The 17,117-nt window shown below is 65.0% G+C and carries 15 protein-coding genes; 9 read left to right on the top strand and 6 right to left on the bottom strand.

The window, feature by feature from the left end; translation table 11 throughout:
* Positions 1-13: 13 nt before the first annotated feature.
* Both BM115_RS15415 and BM115_RS15410 read right to left on the bottom strand, forming a co-directional pair.
* Positions 14-973 (bottom strand): Bug family tripartite tricarboxylate transporter substrate binding protein, encoded by a 960-nt coding sequence (locus tag BM115_RS15415; protein WP_255370844.1) that lies wholly within the window; start codon positions 971-973, stop codon positions 14-16.
* An 87-nt stretch (positions 974-1,060) separates the two neighbouring features.
* Entirely contained in the window at positions 1,061-1,702 is a 642-nt protein-coding gene (locus BM115_RS15410) for a 4-carboxy-4-hydroxy-2-oxoadipate aldolase/oxaloacetate decarboxylase (protein WP_092295386.1), read from the bottom strand.
* 298 nt (positions 1,703-2,000) lie between these two features.
* Here BM115_RS15410 and BM115_RS15405 point away from each other — a divergent pair, with 298 nt between their 5' ends.
* From BM115_RS15405 to BM115_RS15395, 3 genes are all read left to right on the top strand, one after another.
* The gene (locus BM115_RS15405; RefSeq protein ID WP_092295383.1) at positions 2,001-2,684 is read left to right on the top strand and encodes a GntR family transcriptional regulator; all 684 of its coding nucleotides are present in this window, start codon (positions 2,001-2,003) and stop codon (positions 2,682-2,684) included.
* A 138-nt stretch (positions 2,685-2,822) separates the two neighbouring features.
* Positions 2,823-3,683, top strand: a complete 861-nt coding sequence (locus tag BM115_RS15400) for a DUF1932 domain-containing protein (RefSeq protein WP_092295380.1) — start codon at positions 2,823-2,825, stop codon at positions 3,681-3,683.
* Positions 3,684-3,725: 42 nt separating this feature from the next.
* The gene (locus BM115_RS15395) at positions 3,726-4,703 is read left to right on the top strand and encodes a Bug family tripartite tricarboxylate transporter substrate binding protein (protein WP_092295377.1); all 978 of its coding nucleotides are present in this window, start codon (positions 3,726-3,728) and stop codon (positions 4,701-4,703) included.
* A gap of 505 nt (positions 4,704-5,208) precedes the next feature.
* Here BM115_RS15395 and BM115_RS15390 read toward each other — a convergent pair.
* Entirely contained in the window at positions 5,209-5,493 is a 285-nt protein-coding gene (locus tag BM115_RS15390; RefSeq protein ID WP_255370863.1) for a sensor histidine kinase, read from the bottom strand.
* Positions 5,494-5,612: 119 nt separating this feature from the next.
* Here BM115_RS15390 and BM115_RS15385 point away from each other — a divergent pair, with 119 nt between their 5' ends.
* The 3 genes from BM115_RS15385 to BM115_RS15375 all read left to right on the top strand — a co-directional run bounded on the left by BM115_RS15385 (position 5,613) and on the right by BM115_RS15375 (position 7,776).
* The gene (locus BM115_RS15385; RefSeq protein ID WP_092295371.1) at positions 5,613-6,038 is read left to right on the top strand and encodes a CopG family transcriptional regulator; all 426 of its coding nucleotides are present in this window, start codon (positions 5,613-5,615) and stop codon (positions 6,036-6,038) included.
* 50 nt (positions 6,039-6,088) lie between these two features.
* Complete coding sequence (locus BM115_RS15380) at positions 6,089-7,198, top strand: extracellular catalytic domain type 1 short-chain-length polyhydroxyalkanoate depolymerase (RefSeq protein ID WP_092296164.1); 1,110 nt, start codon at positions 6,089-6,091, stop codon at positions 7,196-7,198.
* 218 nt (positions 7,199-7,416) lie between these two features.
* Positions 7,417-7,776 carry a hypothetical protein gene (locus tag BM115_RS15375; RefSeq protein WP_143093904.1) on the top strand — a complete coding sequence of 120 codons (360 nt, stop codon included), beginning with the start codon at positions 7,417-7,419 and terminating at the stop codon, positions 7,774-7,776.
* 37 nt (positions 7,777-7,813) lie between these two features.
* On the opposite strand, the gene BM115_RS15370 is transcribed toward BM115_RS15375, so the two are convergent.
* Together BM115_RS15370 and BM115_RS15365 are read right to left on the bottom strand one after the other, a co-directional pair.
* Positions 7,814-8,311 carry an outer membrane lipoprotein gene (locus BM115_RS15370; RefSeq protein ID WP_092295365.1) on the bottom strand — a complete coding sequence of 166 codons (498 nt, stop codon included), beginning with the start codon at positions 8,309-8,311 and terminating at the stop codon, positions 7,814-7,816.
* A 96-nt stretch (positions 8,312-8,407) separates the two neighbouring features.
* Entirely contained in the window at positions 8,408-9,301 is an 894-nt protein-coding gene (locus BM115_RS15365) for a LysR substrate-binding domain-containing protein (protein ID WP_092295362.1), read from the bottom strand.
* A 125-nt stretch (positions 9,302-9,426) separates the two neighbouring features.
* Between BM115_RS15365 and BM115_RS15360 the strand changes: the two genes are divergently transcribed.
* Together BM115_RS15360 and BM115_RS15355 are read left to right on the top strand one after the other, a co-directional pair.
* Positions 9,427-10,638 carry a M20 aminoacylase family protein gene (locus BM115_RS15360; protein ID WP_218158035.1) on the top strand — a complete coding sequence of 404 codons (1,212 nt, stop codon included), beginning with the start codon at positions 9,427-9,429 and terminating at the stop codon, positions 10,636-10,638.
* 23 nt (positions 10,639-10,661) lie between these two features.
* Positions 10,662-11,645 carry a Bug family tripartite tricarboxylate transporter substrate binding protein gene (locus BM115_RS15355; RefSeq protein WP_255370843.1) on the top strand — a complete coding sequence of 328 codons (984 nt, stop codon included), beginning with the start codon at positions 10,662-10,664 and terminating at the stop codon, positions 11,643-11,645.
* Between the two features lie 90 nt (positions 11,646-11,735).
* On the opposite strand, the gene BM115_RS15350 is transcribed toward BM115_RS15355, so the two are convergent.
* On the bottom strand, positions 11,736-13,853 hold the full coding sequence (locus BM115_RS15350; RefSeq protein ID WP_092295356.1) for a LamG-like jellyroll fold domain-containing protein: 2,118 nt from the start codon (positions 13,851-13,853) through the stop codon (positions 11,736-11,738).
* Between the two features lie 387 nt (positions 13,854-14,240).
* Between BM115_RS15350 and BM115_RS15345 the strand changes: the two genes are divergently transcribed.
* Positions 14,241-17,090 carry an autotransporter family protein gene (locus tag BM115_RS15345; RefSeq protein ID WP_218158034.1) on the top strand — a complete coding sequence of 950 codons (2,850 nt, stop codon included), beginning with the start codon at positions 14,241-14,243 and terminating at the stop codon, positions 17,088-17,090.
* Positions 17,091-17,117 lie beyond the last annotated feature (27 nt).

Here is a 17,117-nt window from a genome sequence, read left to right as displayed (position 1 = left end):
CTCCTGAGTCGTATCAGCGTTTGGCCGCCGCGGAGGTGTTCCAGAACCGATAGGTGCGTTCGAGTTCGGATTTGGCCTCCGGAATTGAGGATGACTCCACCAGATCCAGCGACATATCGCTCACTTGCTTCCGTACGTCCGGGTCGGCGAGCGTCTTGCGCAGGGCCGCGTTGAACTTGTCCGCGATCGCCGGTGGCAGGTTCTTCGGCGCGAAGAACGCATTGAAGCTGTTCAGGTTCAGGCCCGGCACGCCGCCTTCGGTAAAGGTCGGCACGTCGGGCAGTACGGGCGAGCGCTTGTCGCCCGTGACCGCGAGCAGGCGAACCTTCTTCGCGCGCGCCATGGTCACGGCTTCGGGAGAACCGGTTACACCGGACGCGAGCTGGCCGCCGATGAGTTGCGGCATCATCAGCGCAGATCCGTTGAAGGGAATGGCTTCGATTGCGACGCCCGACTTCTTGCCGACGCTCCTGCCGATGAGATCCGGCATCCCGCCCATCAGCGGCACACCGTAATTGCGTTTGCCAGGGTCGTTCTTCGCCAGCTCCATGAACTGCTGGAGGGTCGTTGCGGGGCTGGTGGTCGGGACAGAGAGCACCCACTGGAAGCGGGCGACGGTGCCAACAGCCGTGAAGTCGCGCAAGGCGTCATACCCGGCCGTCGGGGTAATCAACGGCACGATCACGACGGAGTGGTCCAGCGCGAGCAGATACACGGCGCCGTCGGCGGGTGCGTTCTTGACGTAGGCGGTGCCGATCTGGCCGCTGGCGCCGGGGCGGTTCTCCACCACCACGGTGTGGCCGAGTTCCCTGGCGAGTCCTGGTGCAAGCAGGCGAGCGAGCGCATCGGTGGCGCCGCCCGCGGCGAACGGTACGACGATGCGGATGGGGCCGGCGTATTCCGCGGCGTACGCGGCAGTAGATACGGTAGTGCTCAGGGCGAGCGCCGCCAGCATGCGCATGAGGATGTGCATGAGTGTCTCCAGAATCTTTTGGGAAAGGCGCTTCTTCGAGCGCTCCTGGGATGCGGAAGAACGCGCCCGCTGATGGGCGCGCTGAGATCAACGGAGGCCGAAGCGCTCCAGGGTCTCGCCCAGCTTGAGCAGTTCCACCATCGTCTTGCCTTCCTTCAGCGCCACGCGCATGGCTTCTTCCTTCTCCTCGCGCTCGATGCTCTTGTTGATGACGCTCTCGACCTCATCGGGCGAGACCACCACCAACCCGTCACGGTCGCCGACGATGATGTCGCCCGCATTAATCTGGACGCCGCCGAAGTGCACCGGCACGTTGACCTTGCCAGGCTGGTTCTTGCCGGTACCCTTGATGGACAGACCGCGGCAGAACACGGGGAAGCCCATCTCAATGATGGCGTTGCCATCGCGAACCGAACCGTTTACGACGAGGCCTGCGAGTCCAAGTTCAAGCGCGGCCAGCGTCAGGATGTCGCCCCACGGTCCTGCTTCGAGAAAACCCTTGGCGTCCACGACGAGCACGTCGCCGGGCTTCGTCTTGGTCAGGGCGTAGTGGATCATCAGGTTGTCGCTCGGCCGGATCTCGACGGTGACGGCCGGGCCGGCCATGCGCAGGGTCGGGTCCAGGGGCTTGAGTCCCGAATCGAGCGCGCCTTTCTGGCCCTGGGCTTCATGGATGGTGGCGGTGCCCAATGCTTTCAGGCGATCGATGTGCTGTGCGTTGGCGGACATGTCGTCTCCGTTTAGAGTGAATGCGGTGTGTCGTTGGTGAGCGCATAGTACAAAATAAAAACAATACAGTTCAAGGACAACTTAATGTGGTGCGGGTAAACGTGGAAAAAACGCGAACATCTTGGTGGGTAACCGCGGTATCTCGGTGGTATGTGTACATTAAAAGTACAACGATGCCCACGCGCCCGCGCGTCGCTCAGCGGGCGCCGGCGCATTTGGTAGCATTGCGACGCTGGCCGCCTCATGCGGTCCGGTGGGGAGTGACCCCGAGACGCGCGTCAGGAAAATCAGAAAAGCGATGAAAAAGGGCAGCGAACAGACCTACGAAGTGCTGAAGAAGCGGATCGTGGCGGGACACTACACGGCGGGCACTCAGCTCAAGGAGGAGCACATCGCCGAGGACATCGGCGTGAGCCGCACGCCGGTGCGTGCCGCCCTCAAGCGACTGATCGACGATGGCCTGGCCGTGCAGGAAAGCGGGCGTGGCGTATTCGTCACAGGCTTTACACGGTGGGATATCGAAGACATGTTCCGGCTGCGCATCCGCCTCGAGCCCTTTGCCGCGCGCCTGGCGGCCGAGCGGGCCGATGCGTCCGTCATCGCGCGCCTGAAGCAATGCAACCAAGAAATGGCCGGCGCTATCGAAGGGGCTCGCGATTCGGAAAGTGGCATTGAGGCGGTGCAGGCCGCGAACAGTCGCTTCCATCGCCTGATGCTCGATGCAGCAGGCTCCCAGCGGCTGAAGACGATCCTGGAGACCATGATCGACATGCCGATCATCACGCGCTCGTTCTTCCTCTACGAGTACGAAGACCTGTTGCGAAGCCTGCAACACCACCGTGATATCGCCATGGCCGTCGAGTTGCACGATGGCGACTTGGCCGAGCAACTCATGTCCGTGCACCTACTGGTGTCGAATCAGCGGTTCATGAGCCGGCGCTTGGACAGCTTCGAGCCACGACCGATCGACGTACAAAAATAGAACAATGTAGCGACTGCGGCGCACATTGCGGAGAGGTGACCGCGAGCATTTTCCACGTTTACCCTGCACTCTGTCGATACCCGTTGTCCTGGCTGTATTTTTTTTGTACTCTTTGGCTTCATCAGCAAGGAGGCGGTCTTGAACATCGCAATTATTGGCCTAGGCGAAGTCGGCCGGTGCTACGTCAGCACACTCGCCACGATTCCGGGCACCACTTTCCAGTTTTGCGACACCCACCTGTCGCAGACCGGCCAGGAGCTCGCCACAAGCTTCGACCTCAGTGTTCACGATCAGATCGGGCCTTGGCTCGCCGATGCCGACTGGGTGCTGTCCTGTGTGTTCGGCGCGGTGGCGCTCGACGTGGCAGGGCAGTGCTTCGACCACATGAAGCTAGGTGCGCGCTATGCCGACCTGACGACGGCAAGCCCGGGGGACAAGCGCGTGGCGGCCGTGCGTGCGAAAACCAAGGGCATCGGCTACGCGGACGTGGCGGTTATGGGGGCGATCTCGCTCGCCTTGTCGAAGACGCCGCTACTGTGCGCGGGCGATGCCGCCGACGACTTTGCAGGACTTATCCAGCGCGCGGGCGGCAATGCGCGGGTCGTCGATGGCGGTGCTGCGGGCGATGCCATCTCGTTGAAGGTTCTGCGCAGCGTGTTCACCAAGGGGATGGAAGCGCTGGCGGTGGAACTGCTCATGGCGGCGGAAAAACAGGGCGTGCGCGCGAAGCTGTATGGCGTGCTGAAGGACATCGACGACAGTCCGCTCGAAGACTTCATCAACATGCTGGTGCGCACGCACACGATTCATGCGCGTCGCCGCACCCACGAAGTGGCGGAAGCCCAGAAAGAACTGCGCGGGGCGGGGCTGACGTCGCTCGTGCTGCCCGGTGTGGAGGCCCGCTTCGCCAATACCGCCGCAGCCATCGAAACCAGCCCGGTGGGAGAGAACCCGTCGCTCGAGGACGCACTGCAGTGGCTGCTTAGCCAAGCCGCATAACGACACAAGTATCACCACGATAAAGAATTTCGGAGACAGGACATGCGTACCCTCTATCTCGCAGCAACTGCAGCGATCCTTGCCACGACGTTTGCGGCGCCGGCAGTGTCCGCTGAGGACAAATACCCCAACAAGCCCGTGCGCATGCTGGTGGGCTTCCCGCCGGGCGGCTCGGCGGACATCAATGCGCGGATCATGGCGCAGGGATTGGCATCTCAGTTTTCCGCCTCGATTGTCCCTGACAACAAGCCCGGCGCCGGTGGCAATATCGCGGCGACCGAGGCCAAGCGTGCGGCGCCGGATGGCTATACGATCTTCTACAGCACCTCGGCCATCGTGCTCGCGCCGTCCCTGTACCAGAACGTTCAATTCGATGCTTTCAATGATTTCGTCCCGATCAGCCTGACCGCCAACATCCCGCTGGTCCTCGTCACGACGCCAAACCTGCCCGTGAACAACGTCAAGGAACTCGTTGCGCATGCGAAGGCCAATCCCGGCAAGCTGAACTACGCGTCGTCAGGTTCGGGCGCACTGCTGCACCTGGGCGGTGCCCTGTTTGCCAAGGAGATGGGCATCCAGGCCACGCATGTGGCGTACAAGGGCAGCGCGCCCGCCATCACGGACCTGATCGCCGGTGCAACGCAGTTCATGTTCCTGCCGCTCAACGAGGCCACGCCGCATATCAAGGCGGGTAAGCTTAAGGCGCTTGCGCTCACCAGCAACAAGCGCACGCCGATCCTTCCCGACGTGCCCACCATCAAGGAAGCGACGGGCCTGGATTCGCTGGTGATGGGCGCTTGGCAGGGCATTCTGGTACCCAAGGGCACGCCCGGTGCCATCGTCGCGCAACTGCGCGATGCGACGGCGCACGCGTTGCAAGACAAGTCGGTGCGTGCCAAGCTGCAGGACCAGGGCTCTGAGATCCTGGGGGGAACGCCGCAGCAATACACGGACTACATGAAGAGCGAATCTGTCCGCTGGGCCCGCGTGATCAAAGAATCCGGCGCGAAGATCGAATAAGCGCACAAGTAAGCGAAGGGGCTTCGCCATTGCCACGTACTTGCGTACGTGGCATTTTTTTGGCAGGAATAGTGACGCTTTGCTTCCGCGCCCTCGCGCACATGCGGTAGATGTCCGATCAAGGCGAATCGTCCCATGTGCGCGACCCTGGCTGACGCGGGTCCGAGAGGCATTCAATAGCAGCCATCCACATTCACGCTGCCTCCGTCCGCTAATGGCCGGAAAGGGACCTCGACGCGCCGCGATCTTTATCGTAGCTAACAGTTACGTTCGCCGTCGGCGCCATCGACCAATCCACTTCCAACCTGTAGGGCGATTCTAAACGTGCCGACGCACACGTCTTAGGACGTCGCCAAGTAGGACTGCGACCTGTAGTACCACCACTCTCCATGTGCCCAGTTACTGTGAGACAGATCGTCCCTTTTGGATTTGTCGGTGATTGACGTCCCATTAATTTCGAGACGGGACAAAAAGATCACAGAAGCACTAGCGCGCATGCGGGCCATTACCGTACTGGAAGGGAGGCTTCGAAGCGCGTTCCCACTTCAAGGTCGGATTGCGCCCGGAGGGTGCCACCATGCGCTTTCACAATCTCATGGCAGATATACAAGCCAAGTCCCAGTCCAGCGGCAGCGTCCTGCCCTGCAGGGCGCCAATAGGGTTCGAATAGCCTTCCCAGATCTTCAGGGGCGATGGGCGTGCTGCCTGGCGGTGCGGGATTCGAAGCACAGGGCGGGGGCAGAGGTGTGGTTTTCGGTGGGCGCGGAAGCGCACGCCGTCGTCCCAGCATATCACCGCACTTCCGCATGGCAGCCTCCAAGAGGGCGAAAAAACTCCTAGTACCATCCAGTGGGATGGTGCTAGGATGGTTGCAGACCTAACCACTTAGCGGGCGACATGGAACGAAAAATGGACCTTGCGGCACAGGGCGCCGCACTTCGCCCCAAGGGCGGCGAGACCGAAAAAATCACGATCAACCTTGGGCCGGTGGACCTCGGGCAGATCGATCTGCTGGTGGAAGAGGGCTTCTATTCGAACCGCACGGATCTGATCCGGACCGCCATCCGCAATCAACTGGCCGTGCACCAGCAGGCCATTCATGAGACGGTGACGCGCCGCGCGCTGGTACTCGGTCTGCAGCATTTCTCGAAGCAGGATCTCGAGGCGGCGTTGGCAGCCAATGAGAAACTGGCCATCCATGTTCTTGGTCTGGCAAGTATTGCTGCCGATGTGAGCCCAGCGCTGGCATCGGCGACGATCGAATCGGTTGTTGTACTCGGCGCGTTTCATGCACCGCCCGCGGTCAAGGCCGCGCTGGCAGGACGCATACGGTAGCTTGCGGCAATGTCGCCGCGCCCGGTTCTTCGGGCCAGATGGAAATCAACGTGAAAATGAACGACGCGTTTCTCGCCTCGATGCATGAGGCCATGCAGCTTCTTCAGACCGCAGGCCCGCTCGAGGCAACCGCCGTTATCCAACGGGCGCTTCGCCAACATTCGGCGGATGCACCCGCGCCGGAATCGCCGCCGATGCCGGCACAGGTGGTCCAGCACCTGCTGGAGCATCGCACCGCCGAGCCGGCTCCGGCTCCAGCTCCAGCCCCACGCGCCGAAGCCGTGGCAAAGGCGGGAGACTTCAGTCAGCGACGATTCGCCAATGAAGCTGGCAAGCGCGCCTACAAACTTTACAAGCCGACAGGCGAGGTGCACGGCCCGATGCCGCTGGTCGTCATGCTGCATGGTTGTACCCAGGATGCCGATGATTTCGCAGCGGGTACGCGCATGAATGCGCTTGCGGACAAGCTCGGCTTCATGGTCCTGTATCCGATTCAGCCGGCCGATGCCAATGCCTCGAAATGCTGGAACTGGTTCCGCCCGGGCGACCAGCAAGCGGGGCGTGGTGAGCCGTCGATCCTCGCGGGCATGACGCAGGAGGTCATTGCGCGCCACGGCGTCGATCCCGATCGCGTATACATTGCGGGCCTGTCAGCGGGCGGGGCGATGGCCGCCGTGATGGTCGAACGCTATCCCGAACTGTTTGCCGCGGCCGGCGTCCACTCGGGACTTCCGGCGGGCTGCGCCCATGACCTGCCATCGGCGCTCGCGGCGATGAAAGGCGGAAAGGGGCTGGGCGCTTCCAGGCGGGGCGCGTCGCCGCACGCCACGCCACGGCGCCCCTTGATTGTCTTCCACGGCGATGCCGACCACACTGTGCACCGCGCCAACGGCGACCGGCTGATCGAGCCCTACGAACAGGGCAGTGCCCAGAAGCGGATCGAGCGTGACGCCAGTCGCGCCGGCCGCCGCTACACGCGCAGCCTGATCACCACGCCGTCGGGCGTCGATGCCGAATACTGGCTGCTCCATGACGCCGGACATGCATGGTCAGGCGGAGGCACAGGCGGTTCGTACACCGATCCCAAGGGGCCAGACGCCAGTACGGAAATGCTCCGGTTCTTCCTGGCCCATCCGCGCCGTCCGCTGCCTCATCAATAAGAGACAATCCGCCGGGTGACGGTGGCGGTGGCGAGCCACTGACTCGCCCCTGCGACCCGTAAGCCCGCATCCCTCCCCTAGTCGGGTGTATCGGTCCCGCACACCCCACTTCGAGACGCGTGCGATAGCGCTGCCTGCGTGATACCGTGCTCGCCGCCCTCACACTCTATCTGCCGACTATGGTCGCCATCCTGCTTCTGGTTGCCGCATTTCTGTTCATGGCCATGCTGTTGCCGGTCAAGGTCACCCTCGCCGTGGTGGTGATTACCGTGGTGATCGGCTTCGTGGTCAAGGTCGTCGCCAGGATGGTGACGGGCGAAGACCCGACCGTGGTCGAGGCCCTGAAGGCCGTGTTTGTAGCGCTACTGTTCAACGCCATCGCGGCGGCGGCCATGGCCAAGCTGACGGGCGGATCGCTGTCCGGCCCCGCCTCGCTCGTGACCTGGGTGGTGACGTTCATCGCGTTCTCGTTCGGCTTCGTCGTGATGCTGAAGGCCACGCTCAAGCAGAGCGCCGTGATCTCGCTGGTGTCCTCGCCGATCGCCGCGCTGATTCTCTTCGCGGCCGTCAAGATCTGACAGCGGCGCGGCCATCGCGCCGCGTTCCCCCGGCCGCTCAGGCCGTCACCCGCACCTTGCCATCTTCCGACCACAGCAGTTGCACGCGCTGGCCCGGGTAGAAGCTGCCTTCGGATGCCGACTGGGTGATCGCCTGCAGCCGGCCGTCGGGCAGCCGGACCGTGATTTCATATCCGGGGTGGCGCTCCACGCCCGACTCGATCTCGTGCCCGGCCAACCCGCCGGCAAGGCCGCCGGCCACACCTGCGAGCAGCGAACCATGGCCGTGCCCGATGGCGCTGCCGGCCACGGCGCCCAGCAGGCCGCCGCCCAGTTCGCCCACCAGACTCGATCCCTGGCTGCTGTCGTCGATCTGCACCAACCGCACGCGCTCGACCGTGGCCATCGTCACGGTCTCGGGCAGCGAGGTCTGTCCGGCGCTGTAGACGCTGCCCGGCGGCGCGTACTCGGCGCAGGCAGAGGCAAGCAGCGTGCTGGCCAGCAGCATGGCGGCCAGCGGGAAGTGCAGCGATGAAGGACGACGTGTGGAAAACATGGGCGGCTCCTGTCGGACATTGACTGGAGCCACTCTACGGCTGGGCGGCGCAGGGGCGTTTTCCGAAAGCCGGGGACTTTGCGTGTTCGCAGGATGCTATGGCGCCAGGTGGCTGACAAACAGTGCGGCCAGCATGCGCGCGGACGTCCCCAGCGGCATCGCGCGCAGGCGGATGAGGCCGGCCTGCATCGGGGGCGGCAGCGGAGATAGCGCCGCGAACGCCTGCAGCCCGTTGCCATACATCGGATCGGCCAGCAGTTGCGTGGGGCAGTAGCCGATGGCATCGGTGCGGCGCATCAGTTCCGTCATCAGCGTGGGCGATGTGCACGCCGTGATCTGGCGCGGGACGGGGAGGTCGCTCGTCCGCAACCATTCCAGCAACGTCTCGCTCTGGCTGCCCGGGGACAAGTTCAAGGTCCACCGGGCATGCTCCAGCGCCTGCCAGCCCGTCGCACCGGCGAGCGGATGGCCGACTCTGCCGGCCGGGACGGCGCTGACCTCGAACAGCGGTTCGAAGGCCAGCTCGGGCGGCAGCTCGTCCGGATCCGCGATGGCGATGGCGAAGTCCAGCCGGCCTTCGATCAGCCGTGGAATCAGGTCGGCAAGAAATCCTTCGCTCAATGACAGCCGCGCATCGGGCTGCCGGGCGGTGAAGGCCTCCCAGACGCGGGGCAGCACATCCAGCGCCAGAAGCGGGGTGACCGCCGCCGCCACGTGCGCGCCGGCACCGCCCTGCAACGCCCGGATCTCGTCCCGGGCCCGCTCCAGCGACGCCAGCGCCAGGCGGGCGTTGGTGAGCAGCACGCGCCCGGCCGCCGTGAACTCCACCCCCTTGTGGCTGCGCACGAGCAGCTCCGTCCCGACATCGTCCTCGAGTTCGCGCAGCGCCTTGGTCAGGGCGCTCTGGCTGAGATGCAGGCTCCGGGCAGCGGCACGGATGGTGCCGTTTTCGGCGACCTGGACGAGGGCTCGGAGCTGGTGCTGGCGCATGACAAGGGTTCCAGGGGAGGGTGGCGATGATGAACACCAAAGGTGTTCACCATGGAAAATATATCGCCAATTGGTTTTCTCCGGGAGCCATATGATGGAGCGGACCAGAACCGATCCGACCCCCCATGACCGACGCGAACTGCAGTGACCCCGATGTGGACAACATGACGGCCTGGCGGCGGCGCTTCCACAGTCACCCGGAACTCGGCTTCGAGGAATTCCGGACCAGCGCCTTCGTGGCCGGCAAGCTGGAGGAATGGGGCTACGACGTCACCACGGGCATCGCTGGCACCGGGCTAGTCGGGCGGCTTCGCTTCGGCAAGGGCAGCCGCCAGCTCGGCCTGCGCGCGGAGATGGACGCGCTGCCCATCCAGGAGGTCACGGGGCTGCCATGGGCCAGCCAGATCCCCGGCAAGATGCATGGCTGCGGCCACGATGGCCACACGGCGATGCTGCTAGGCGCGGCCCAGCGTCTGGCGGCGATGCAGCGAGAGGGCGTGGATTGGGATGGCACCCTGCACCTGATCTTCCAGCCGGCCGAGGAACTGGGCGGCGCCGGCGGGGCGCGGCGGATGATGGACGAGGCCCTGTTCGCGCGCTTTCCGTGCGATGCCGTGTTCGCCATGCACAACTATCCGGGGCGCCCGGTGGGGCGCTTCTATGTCAAGGAGGGCGCGTTCATGGCGTCGTCCGACCGCGCCGTGATCACCTTCCACGGGGTCGGGGGGCATGGGGCGATGCCCCAACTGGCTGTCGATCCCACGATTGCCGCGGCTTCGACCGTGATGGCGCTGCAGAGCATCGTCGCCCGCAATGTCGATCCGCAGGCTGCCGCCGTCATCACCGTAGGGCGCCTCGAGGCGGGAACCACCTACAACATCATCCCGGAGTCGGCCGAACTGGAACTGAGCATCCGGGCGCTGCAGCCCGAGGTGCGGGCGCTGCTGGAGCGGCGCATCCACGAGGTGGTCGAGGGCCAGGCGCGCGCGTTCGGTCTGCGGCATGCCATCGTCTATGAGCGCGGCTATCCGGTACTGGTCAACACCGGGCCGGAAACGGCGCTTGCCGTGCGGGTCGCCCGCAAGCTGTACGGGGCCGATTGCGTCGATGACGACGCGACGCCGCTGTGCGCCAGCGAGGACTTCGCCTACATGCTGGCCGAGCGCCCCGGCTGCTACCTGATGATCGGCAATGGCGACAATGGCCACGCGGGCGGCGTGCCGACCGGCCCCTGCAGCGTGCACAACCCCTCGTACGATTTCAACGACCGCTGCCTGGATACGGGCGCGGCATTCTGGGTGGCGCTCGCCACCGAATTCTTCCATCCCACTGCCTGACTGCCATGAACTCGATTCGCAGAATGCTTGCCCGTTGCACGTTTGCCGCTGTCGCTACGGTTGGCCTGCTCGCCACGCCGGGCGCGGGCGCGGCGGACGCGTATCCCTCCAAGCCAGTCGTGCTGATGGTGCCGTACCCGGCCGGCGGGCTCTCCGATGCCATTGCCCGCAGCATGAATACTCGGCTGTCGAAGGCGCTGGGCCAGCCGGTGCTGGTGGAGAATCTCGGCGGCGTCAGTGGCGCCATGGCGGCGCAGAAGGTGCTGAACGCGCCGGCGGACGGCTACATGATCTTCCTGGGCTCGCCGAACGAGGTCATCCTGTCGCCGCTGTCCAATGCGGCGGTGAAGCTGCGTACCGAGGATTTCCGCTTATTGACGCCGGTCACCGTCAACCGGCTCGTGATGGTGGCGCGGCCCGACCTGCCGGTCCGCAGGGTCGACGATCTCATCGCGCTGGCCAAGGCCAATCCGGCCAAGCCGCTGACGTACGGCAGCGTCGGTCCCGGGTCGATGTATCACCTGGTGACCGAGGACATGGCGACCCGGACCCATATCGGCGTGAGCCACATCCCCTACAAGGGCATGGCGCCGCTGATGCAGGACCTGGCCGGGAAGAACGTCGACTTCGCCATCCTGCCGTACGCGGCCAGCTTCCGTGGCTTGTCCGATCAGGGGCGGTTGAAGCTGGTCGGCTGGGCCGGAAACAGCCGCAGCAAGGTCGATCCCGCCATCCCGGCCTTCGGCGAAGGGACGCAACTCAAGGACTTCGACCAGGCGACCTGGGCCGGCATCATGGTCAAGCAGGGCACGCCGGAGGCCGTGGTCGCGCGGCTGCACCAGGCGCTCGTCGAGACGCTGCAGGACGCACAGGTCGTCAGCGGTCTGGAGGCGACCGGTGCGGAGGTGGCCAAGCCCAGCTCGGTGGCTGACGCGCAGCGCTTCCTGCAGGCAGAGACCGGCAAGTTCCGCGCGATGGCGAAGCGGATCCATCTCCAGCCGCAGTAAGCCAGGACCGCAATGTAGAAAGGCCCGTGCCGCCATGCAACATCGCATGGCGGCACGGGCCTTTTTTAGCTAGCGCCTCAACGCCTCAGGTCAGGCGCGGCGTGCCGTCAGCCACTTGTCCGACGCCAGCGGTTCCGTGCAGAGGCGCACTTCGCCGATCTGGCCGAGGAAGCCATTCGACGGGACGTTGCCGTAGACACCGCCGCCCACAAAGAAGCGGCTGGCAGCATTGACGGCGGCGATGCCGCGCGTGTTCGACGCGTTGCGCAGCACCGGGGCGCCTTCCACGTACATCACCGTCTCGTTCTTCGCCGGGTCGTTGACCACGGCGACGTGGACCCACTTCTCGGCGATGATCTCGCCAGACCAGTTTGCGGCCGGGTTCTTGGTGCCGGCCGTGCTCGGCGTGACTTCCCACTGCACTTCGCGCAGGCTGGAGATGGCGAAGATCAGCGGGCTTTCGTCGCCGTCGCCGCTGCCAAAGCCGGCGACCGTGCTGCGTCGGCCCTCGCGCTCCATGATGTTCATCCACGCGTTGTTGCCGGCCGTCCATGACGCCGGCACCTTGATGAATGCCTCGACGGTGTAGCCGTTGTCGAACGTCAACGCATTCAGGGCCGCCGTGGTCTGCGTGGCGAAGTAGCTCATGCGCTGGGGACTGTTCAGTGAATTGGCGAACTTCACGCTTCCCGGGGCAGCCGACAGGAAGTGGTGATCGTTCGACCACGTCAGGTCGCCCAGTTGGGCCGCGCCGCCGTTGGCCAGCGCTTCACGCGAGAGCGGATTGGCACCGGTCAGGTCGTCGATCACCTGGCCGACCGGCACGGCGGCGCCGTCGGTGCCGCCGAAGAAGCGCCAGTGCGCCACGGTGGAAGTCACCAGCGGGTAGTCGTTGGTGTCGGCGGCGGCCTTCTTGTCGGTCACGCTCGGCTCGGTGTAGTTGGCCAGGATCGCGGCCTTGGCGCGGTCGTTGATCGGATCGTTGCCGGCCGCCGGGATGGCGAAGTCGGCGTTGAAGCGCGCAAAGCGCTTGCGGAAATCGAAGTCGATCTCGAACTGCTGGTTCTTGTCGGTCAGCACCGCTACGTCGAACTCGTTCAGCGTCTCGGTGGGCTTCTGCGGCACCCACGGCGAGAACGAGATGACCTTGATCTTGTTATTGGTCAGGTCGAATTCGTACAGGCGCATCAAGCCGTTGCCGCCCATGTACGCCATCTGGTAGTCGACCACCATTTCCTCGACGGGGTTGCCGAAGTCGTTGGTCTTCGTGAGGTGCGCAGCGCCATGGTAGTGGCCGTTCAGCGTCATGAAGATCTGGTCGTTGTCCTTGATCAGCTTGTCCCACAGCATCAGGCCGTACGGCACTTCCAGCGGGCTGACGCCATCCGGGCCGATATTGAGCAACTGGTGGGTCGAGAGGATGACCGGCACCTTCGGGTAGCGCTTGAGCACGTTGCGCGCCCAGGTGATGGCGGCGTCGGAGGCGCGCCACGACATCGACAGCACCATGAAGCGGTTGCCGTCCACCTCGAAGAAGTGGTACTCGTGGAAGCCCGACGGATCGCGACCGCCGAAGGTGGCCTGGCGCTGCGCGCGGGTGGTCGGGAAGGTCTTCAGGTACGGCTCGTTGGCCAGGTTGCGCTGCGCGTCGGTGTTCGACGCCTGGCTGCCGGCGTTGACGTAGTCCACGTCCGAGATCACGTCGTGGTTGCCGGCCAGGATCGAGTACGGCGCGCGGGCCGCTTCCATGACTTCCATGGCCTCGTCGGCGATCTGCCATTGCAGCGGCTTGCCCTGCTGATCCACCACATCGCCGAGGTGGATCGTGAACGGGATGCGCAGGTCGGCGGCGTTCTGCGTGATCCACTTGGTCTGCGCCAGGAACGGCGTGGTGCCGTACTTGCGCTGGAACTGCAGGTTCTCGTCAGTGGTGGCGTAGCGCGAATAGAACTGCGTATCGGGCAGCACGGCGAGCGCGAAGCTCGAGACCTTGCCGGACGGCGTGGAGCCACCCGGCGTGGTGCCGGGCGTCGTGGCCGGCGTGCCGGGCGCGGCATCGTCGCCGCCGCCGCACGCGGCCAGCAGGGCCGAGGTGCCGAACGACATGCCAAGGCCCGCCCTGAGCAGCAGGCGGCGCTGGCGGTCTGGAATGCCCTCGAGCTTGACGGTATCGATTGCGGATGGCTTGCCCGGTGTCTTGCTTTGCATTTCTACTTCCCTGTTGACCCACGAAAAGCCCGTGATTCTGGAGAGCGCTCGTGACAGGGTGTTGATCGAAATGTGACGGTTCGGATTGACGGAGGGTCCTGCAGATGAGCACGCCGTGCGGCCTTTCCTCGGCCGCACGGCGTGCATTCCGACTAACAGAATGACGTTTAGAGCGTGTCCTCTAAACCATCAGGACGGCGGTGGCAATACCTTGCCACCGTCCAACAGACAGGCGTCGCGCTGTCGCGACAGGACGTTATCTGTAGCGCTTACATACATTTTGCGTCGTGATTTAAGATCGCCCCGCATCACTTTGTGCCAATAACAATACATTTGAACGGGGTGTCAATGAAGTCCAATTTTTGTCGTGGAATCCGACGGGCGGGCGTGCGCGCGCCGCAAGCGTCCTGTATCACCCTGGCTGTTGCGCTGCTGTTTCCGACGGGCGCGTCGGCCGGCGAATATGTTGCCTCCAGTCTCGCCGAGCTGCAGTCGGCCATTACGGCCGCCAATGCGGACGGCGATGCCACTGCCACCATCCGCCTGAGCGCTGACGTGACCATGCCCGGTGGCGTCTGGTCAATCGGCTCGCCTACCAAACCAATCACGCTCGATACGAACGGTTTCGTGCTGACGAAGACCGGCGCGCTGGGGAACTATGTGACATCCGCGACGGGACCGCTGACGTTGAACGGCACCTATACGGTTGCCCCGGACACGGCGGGCGGCACGGCCATGTTGATCAGCGGAGGCGGCCAGGCGATCGTCAACGGCACCGTGACCGGCGGCAACACGACGGTGGCGGGCAGCGAGAGCGGGGTCGCCGTCTCGGTGCTGCCCAACACAACCGTCGTCAACAACGGTTCGATCAAAGGCGGCAGCGGAACGAATTCTGCCAACGGTACGGGAGGCGTATCGCTCTCGACCAATGCCAGATTGGTCAACTCGGCCACTGGCACCATCACGGGGGGCGATGCCTCGGGTGGCCAGGCCGGCACCGCCGTGAACCTGACTGCGACCGTCACGGGCGGCGTGGTCAACGCGGGCACGATTCGCGGGGGCGCCGACCTGAGTGGTGGCGGGGCCGGTGGCGTCGGCATACGCGTCCAGGCGGGTACGCCTACCGTCACTAACTCGGGGCTGATCGAAGGGGGGGCTGGCGCGGGGGCTATCGCCGTATCTGGCTCCGCCGGAACGCTGACGGTCGTCAACGCGGGCACCATCCGCGCCGGGACCGGTTACGCGAATGCCATCGAATATGCCTCGGGCGGCACGGGCCGGGCTGTGCTCGAACTGCAGGCCGGCTCCAACATCGTCGGCAACGTCGTCGCGAACGCCACGGTGGCCAATGACACCTTCCGCCTCGGCGGCGCCACCGACAGCGTGTTCGATGTCTCGACCATCGGCGACACCGCGCAGTACCGTTACTTCGACAACTTCGTGAAGACCGGCGCCAGCACGTGGGCGCTGATCGGTGCCGGCACGGTCACCGCGCCGTGGACCGTGGACCAGGGCACGCTGCAGATCGGCAATGGCGGCACCAGCGGCAGCCTGGCCGGCAATGTGGTCGTCAACAGCGGCGCCACGCTGGCGTTCAATCGTTCCGATGCCCACACCTATGGCGGCATCGTGTCGGGCGCGGGTAGCCTCGCGCAGAACGGCAGCGGCACCACCGTGCTGACCGGCGCCAACACCTACACGGGCGGCACCGCCGTCAACCTCGGCACGCTGGCCATCGACGGCTCGATCACCAGCCCGGTGACGGTAGCCACGGCCGGTACGCTGTCCGGCACCGGCACGATCTTCGGCAATGTCACGAACAGCGGTACGGTGACGCCGGGCGGCGGCTCGGGCGTGCTGACCATCGCCGGCAACTACATCGGCAACGGCGGCACGGTCCGCGTGAACACGGTGTTTGGCGGCGACGCATCGGCCACCGGGCGGCTTGTGGTGACCGGCGATACCTCGGGCAGCAGCCAGATCCGGGCGGTCAACATCGGCGGAGGGGGCGCGGCCACGGTCGAGGGGATCAAGGTCATCGACGTGCAGGGCGCGTCGAATGCCACCTTCACGCTCGCTGGCGACTACACATTCCAGGGCCAGCAGGCAGTGGTGGCCGGCCCGTACGCGTACCGGCTGGTCAAGAACGGCGTGTCGACGCCGACCGACGGTGACTGGTACCTGCGGTCCACGCTGGCCGAAACGCCTGCTGTCGGCGCCTCGGCGTCAGCCGCCGCCACGCCGCTGCTGGCCCCGACCGTGCCGCTGTACGAAGCCTATTCCAGCGTGCTGCAACGCTTCAACGAGCTGGGCACGCTCCAGCAGCGCGTGGGCAATCGTTCGTGGTCGCCCAACGCCGCCGTGCAGGCCGAGCAGGATGCGGGCAAGCCGGTCATTGGCCGTGGGGCGTGGGCGCGCGTGGAAGGTTCGAACACCCATATCGATCCGTCCACCAGCACGACCAGCGCCAGCTACAACGTCCGCATGTGGAAGTTCGAGGGTGGCGTGGATGCGCCGGTCATCGAGAATCAGGCCGGCACGCTGGTGGTGGGGCCGACCTTCCACTATGGCGTCGCCAATTCCAACGTCTCGTCGATGTTCGGCAACGGCGCGATCGATGCCACCGGCTACGGCTTTGGCGGCACGGCGACGTGGTATGGCAACAATGGATCGTATGTCGATGCCCGCGCGACCGTGACCTGGTACGACACCGATATCCGCTCGTCGACGCTGTCGACCAAGCTGGCCAACGGCAACCGGGGCAGCGGTGTAGCCACCAGCGTGGAAGCCGGCCACCAGCTCGCGCTGGGCGGCAACTGGTCGATCACGCCGCAGGCGCAGCTCGCCTGGTCGCAGGTGCGCTTCGACGCGTTCACGGACCAGTACGGCACCAATGTGTCGCGCGATAACGGCAACAGCCTGGTCTCGCGCCTGGGCGTGTCGCTCGATCACGAGGCCAAGTGGACCGCCGGCAACGGCAAGACGAGCCGCTCGCACGTCTACGGCATCACCAACCTGTACTACGACTTCCTGCACGGCACGTCGGCGCGCGTCGCCGACCTCAGCGTCGTCAGCAAGGAGCAGGCGCTGTGGGCTGGCCTGGGCATCGGTGCCTCGCTGAACTGGGACGACGATCGCTACACGGTCTATGGCGAACTGCTGGCGCGCACCAGCCTGCAGGACTTTGGCGACAGCAATGCGATTGGCGCCAAGCTTGGCGTGCGTTATCGCTGGTAAGGCAGCGGCGCGACCCCATGACTGTCC

It is taken from the genome of Cupriavidus sp. OV096 (assembly GCF_900115455.1).
Lineage (GTDB): Bacteria > Pseudomonadota > Gammaproteobacteria > Burkholderiales > Burkholderiaceae > Cupriavidus.
This window is presented reverse-complemented; position numbering and strand designations above follow the sequence as displayed.

What these genes read in the sequence shown, in the direction of transcription:
- BM115_RS15415 (WP_255370844.1), bottom strand. Translation starts at nt 973, where the DNA reads ATGCACATCCTCATGCGCATGCTGGCGGCGCTCGCCCTGAGCACTACC.
- BM115_RS15410 (WP_092295386.1), bottom strand. Translation starts at nt 1,702, where the DNA reads ATGTCCGCCAACGCACAGCACATCGATCGCCTGAAAGCATTGGGCACC.
- BM115_RS15405 (WP_092295383.1), top strand. Translation starts at nt 2,001, where the DNA reads ATGAAAAAGGGCAGCGAACAGACCTACGAAGTGCTGAAGAAGCGGATC.
- BM115_RS15395 (WP_092295377.1), top strand. Translation starts at nt 3,726, where the DNA reads ATGCGTACCCTCTATCTCGCAGCAACTGCAGCGATCCTTGCCACGACG.
- BM115_RS15390 (WP_255370863.1), bottom strand. Translation starts at nt 5,493, where the DNA reads ATGCTGGGACGACGGCGTGCGCTTCCGCGCCCACCGAAAACCACACCT.
- BM115_RS15385 (WP_092295371.1), top strand. Translation starts at nt 5,613, where the DNA reads ATGGACCTTGCGGCACAGGGCGCCGCACTTCGCCCCAAGGGCGGCGAG.
- BM115_RS15375 (WP_143093904.1), top strand. Translation starts at nt 7,417, where the DNA reads ATGGCCATGCTGTTGCCGGTCAAGGTCACCCTCGCCGTGGTGGTGATT.
- BM115_RS15370 (WP_092295365.1), bottom strand. Translation starts at nt 8,311, where the DNA reads ATGTTTTCCACACGTCGTCCTTCATCGCTGCACTTCCCGCTGGCCGCC.
- BM115_RS15365 (WP_092295362.1), bottom strand. Translation starts at nt 9,301, where the DNA reads ATGCGCCAGCACCAGCTCCGAGCCCTCGTCCAGGTCGCCGAAAACGGC.
- BM115_RS15360 (WP_218158035.1), top strand. Translation starts at nt 9,427, where the DNA reads ATGACCGACGCGAACTGCAGTGACCCCGATGTGGACAACATGACGGCC.
- BM115_RS15355 (WP_255370843.1), top strand. Translation starts at nt 10,662, where the DNA reads ATGCTTGCCCGTTGCACGTTTGCCGCTGTCGCTACGGTTGGCCTGCTC.
- BM115_RS15350 (WP_092295356.1), bottom strand. Translation starts at nt 13,853, where the DNA reads ATGCAAAGCAAGACACCGGGCAAGCCATCCGCAATCGATACCGTCAAG.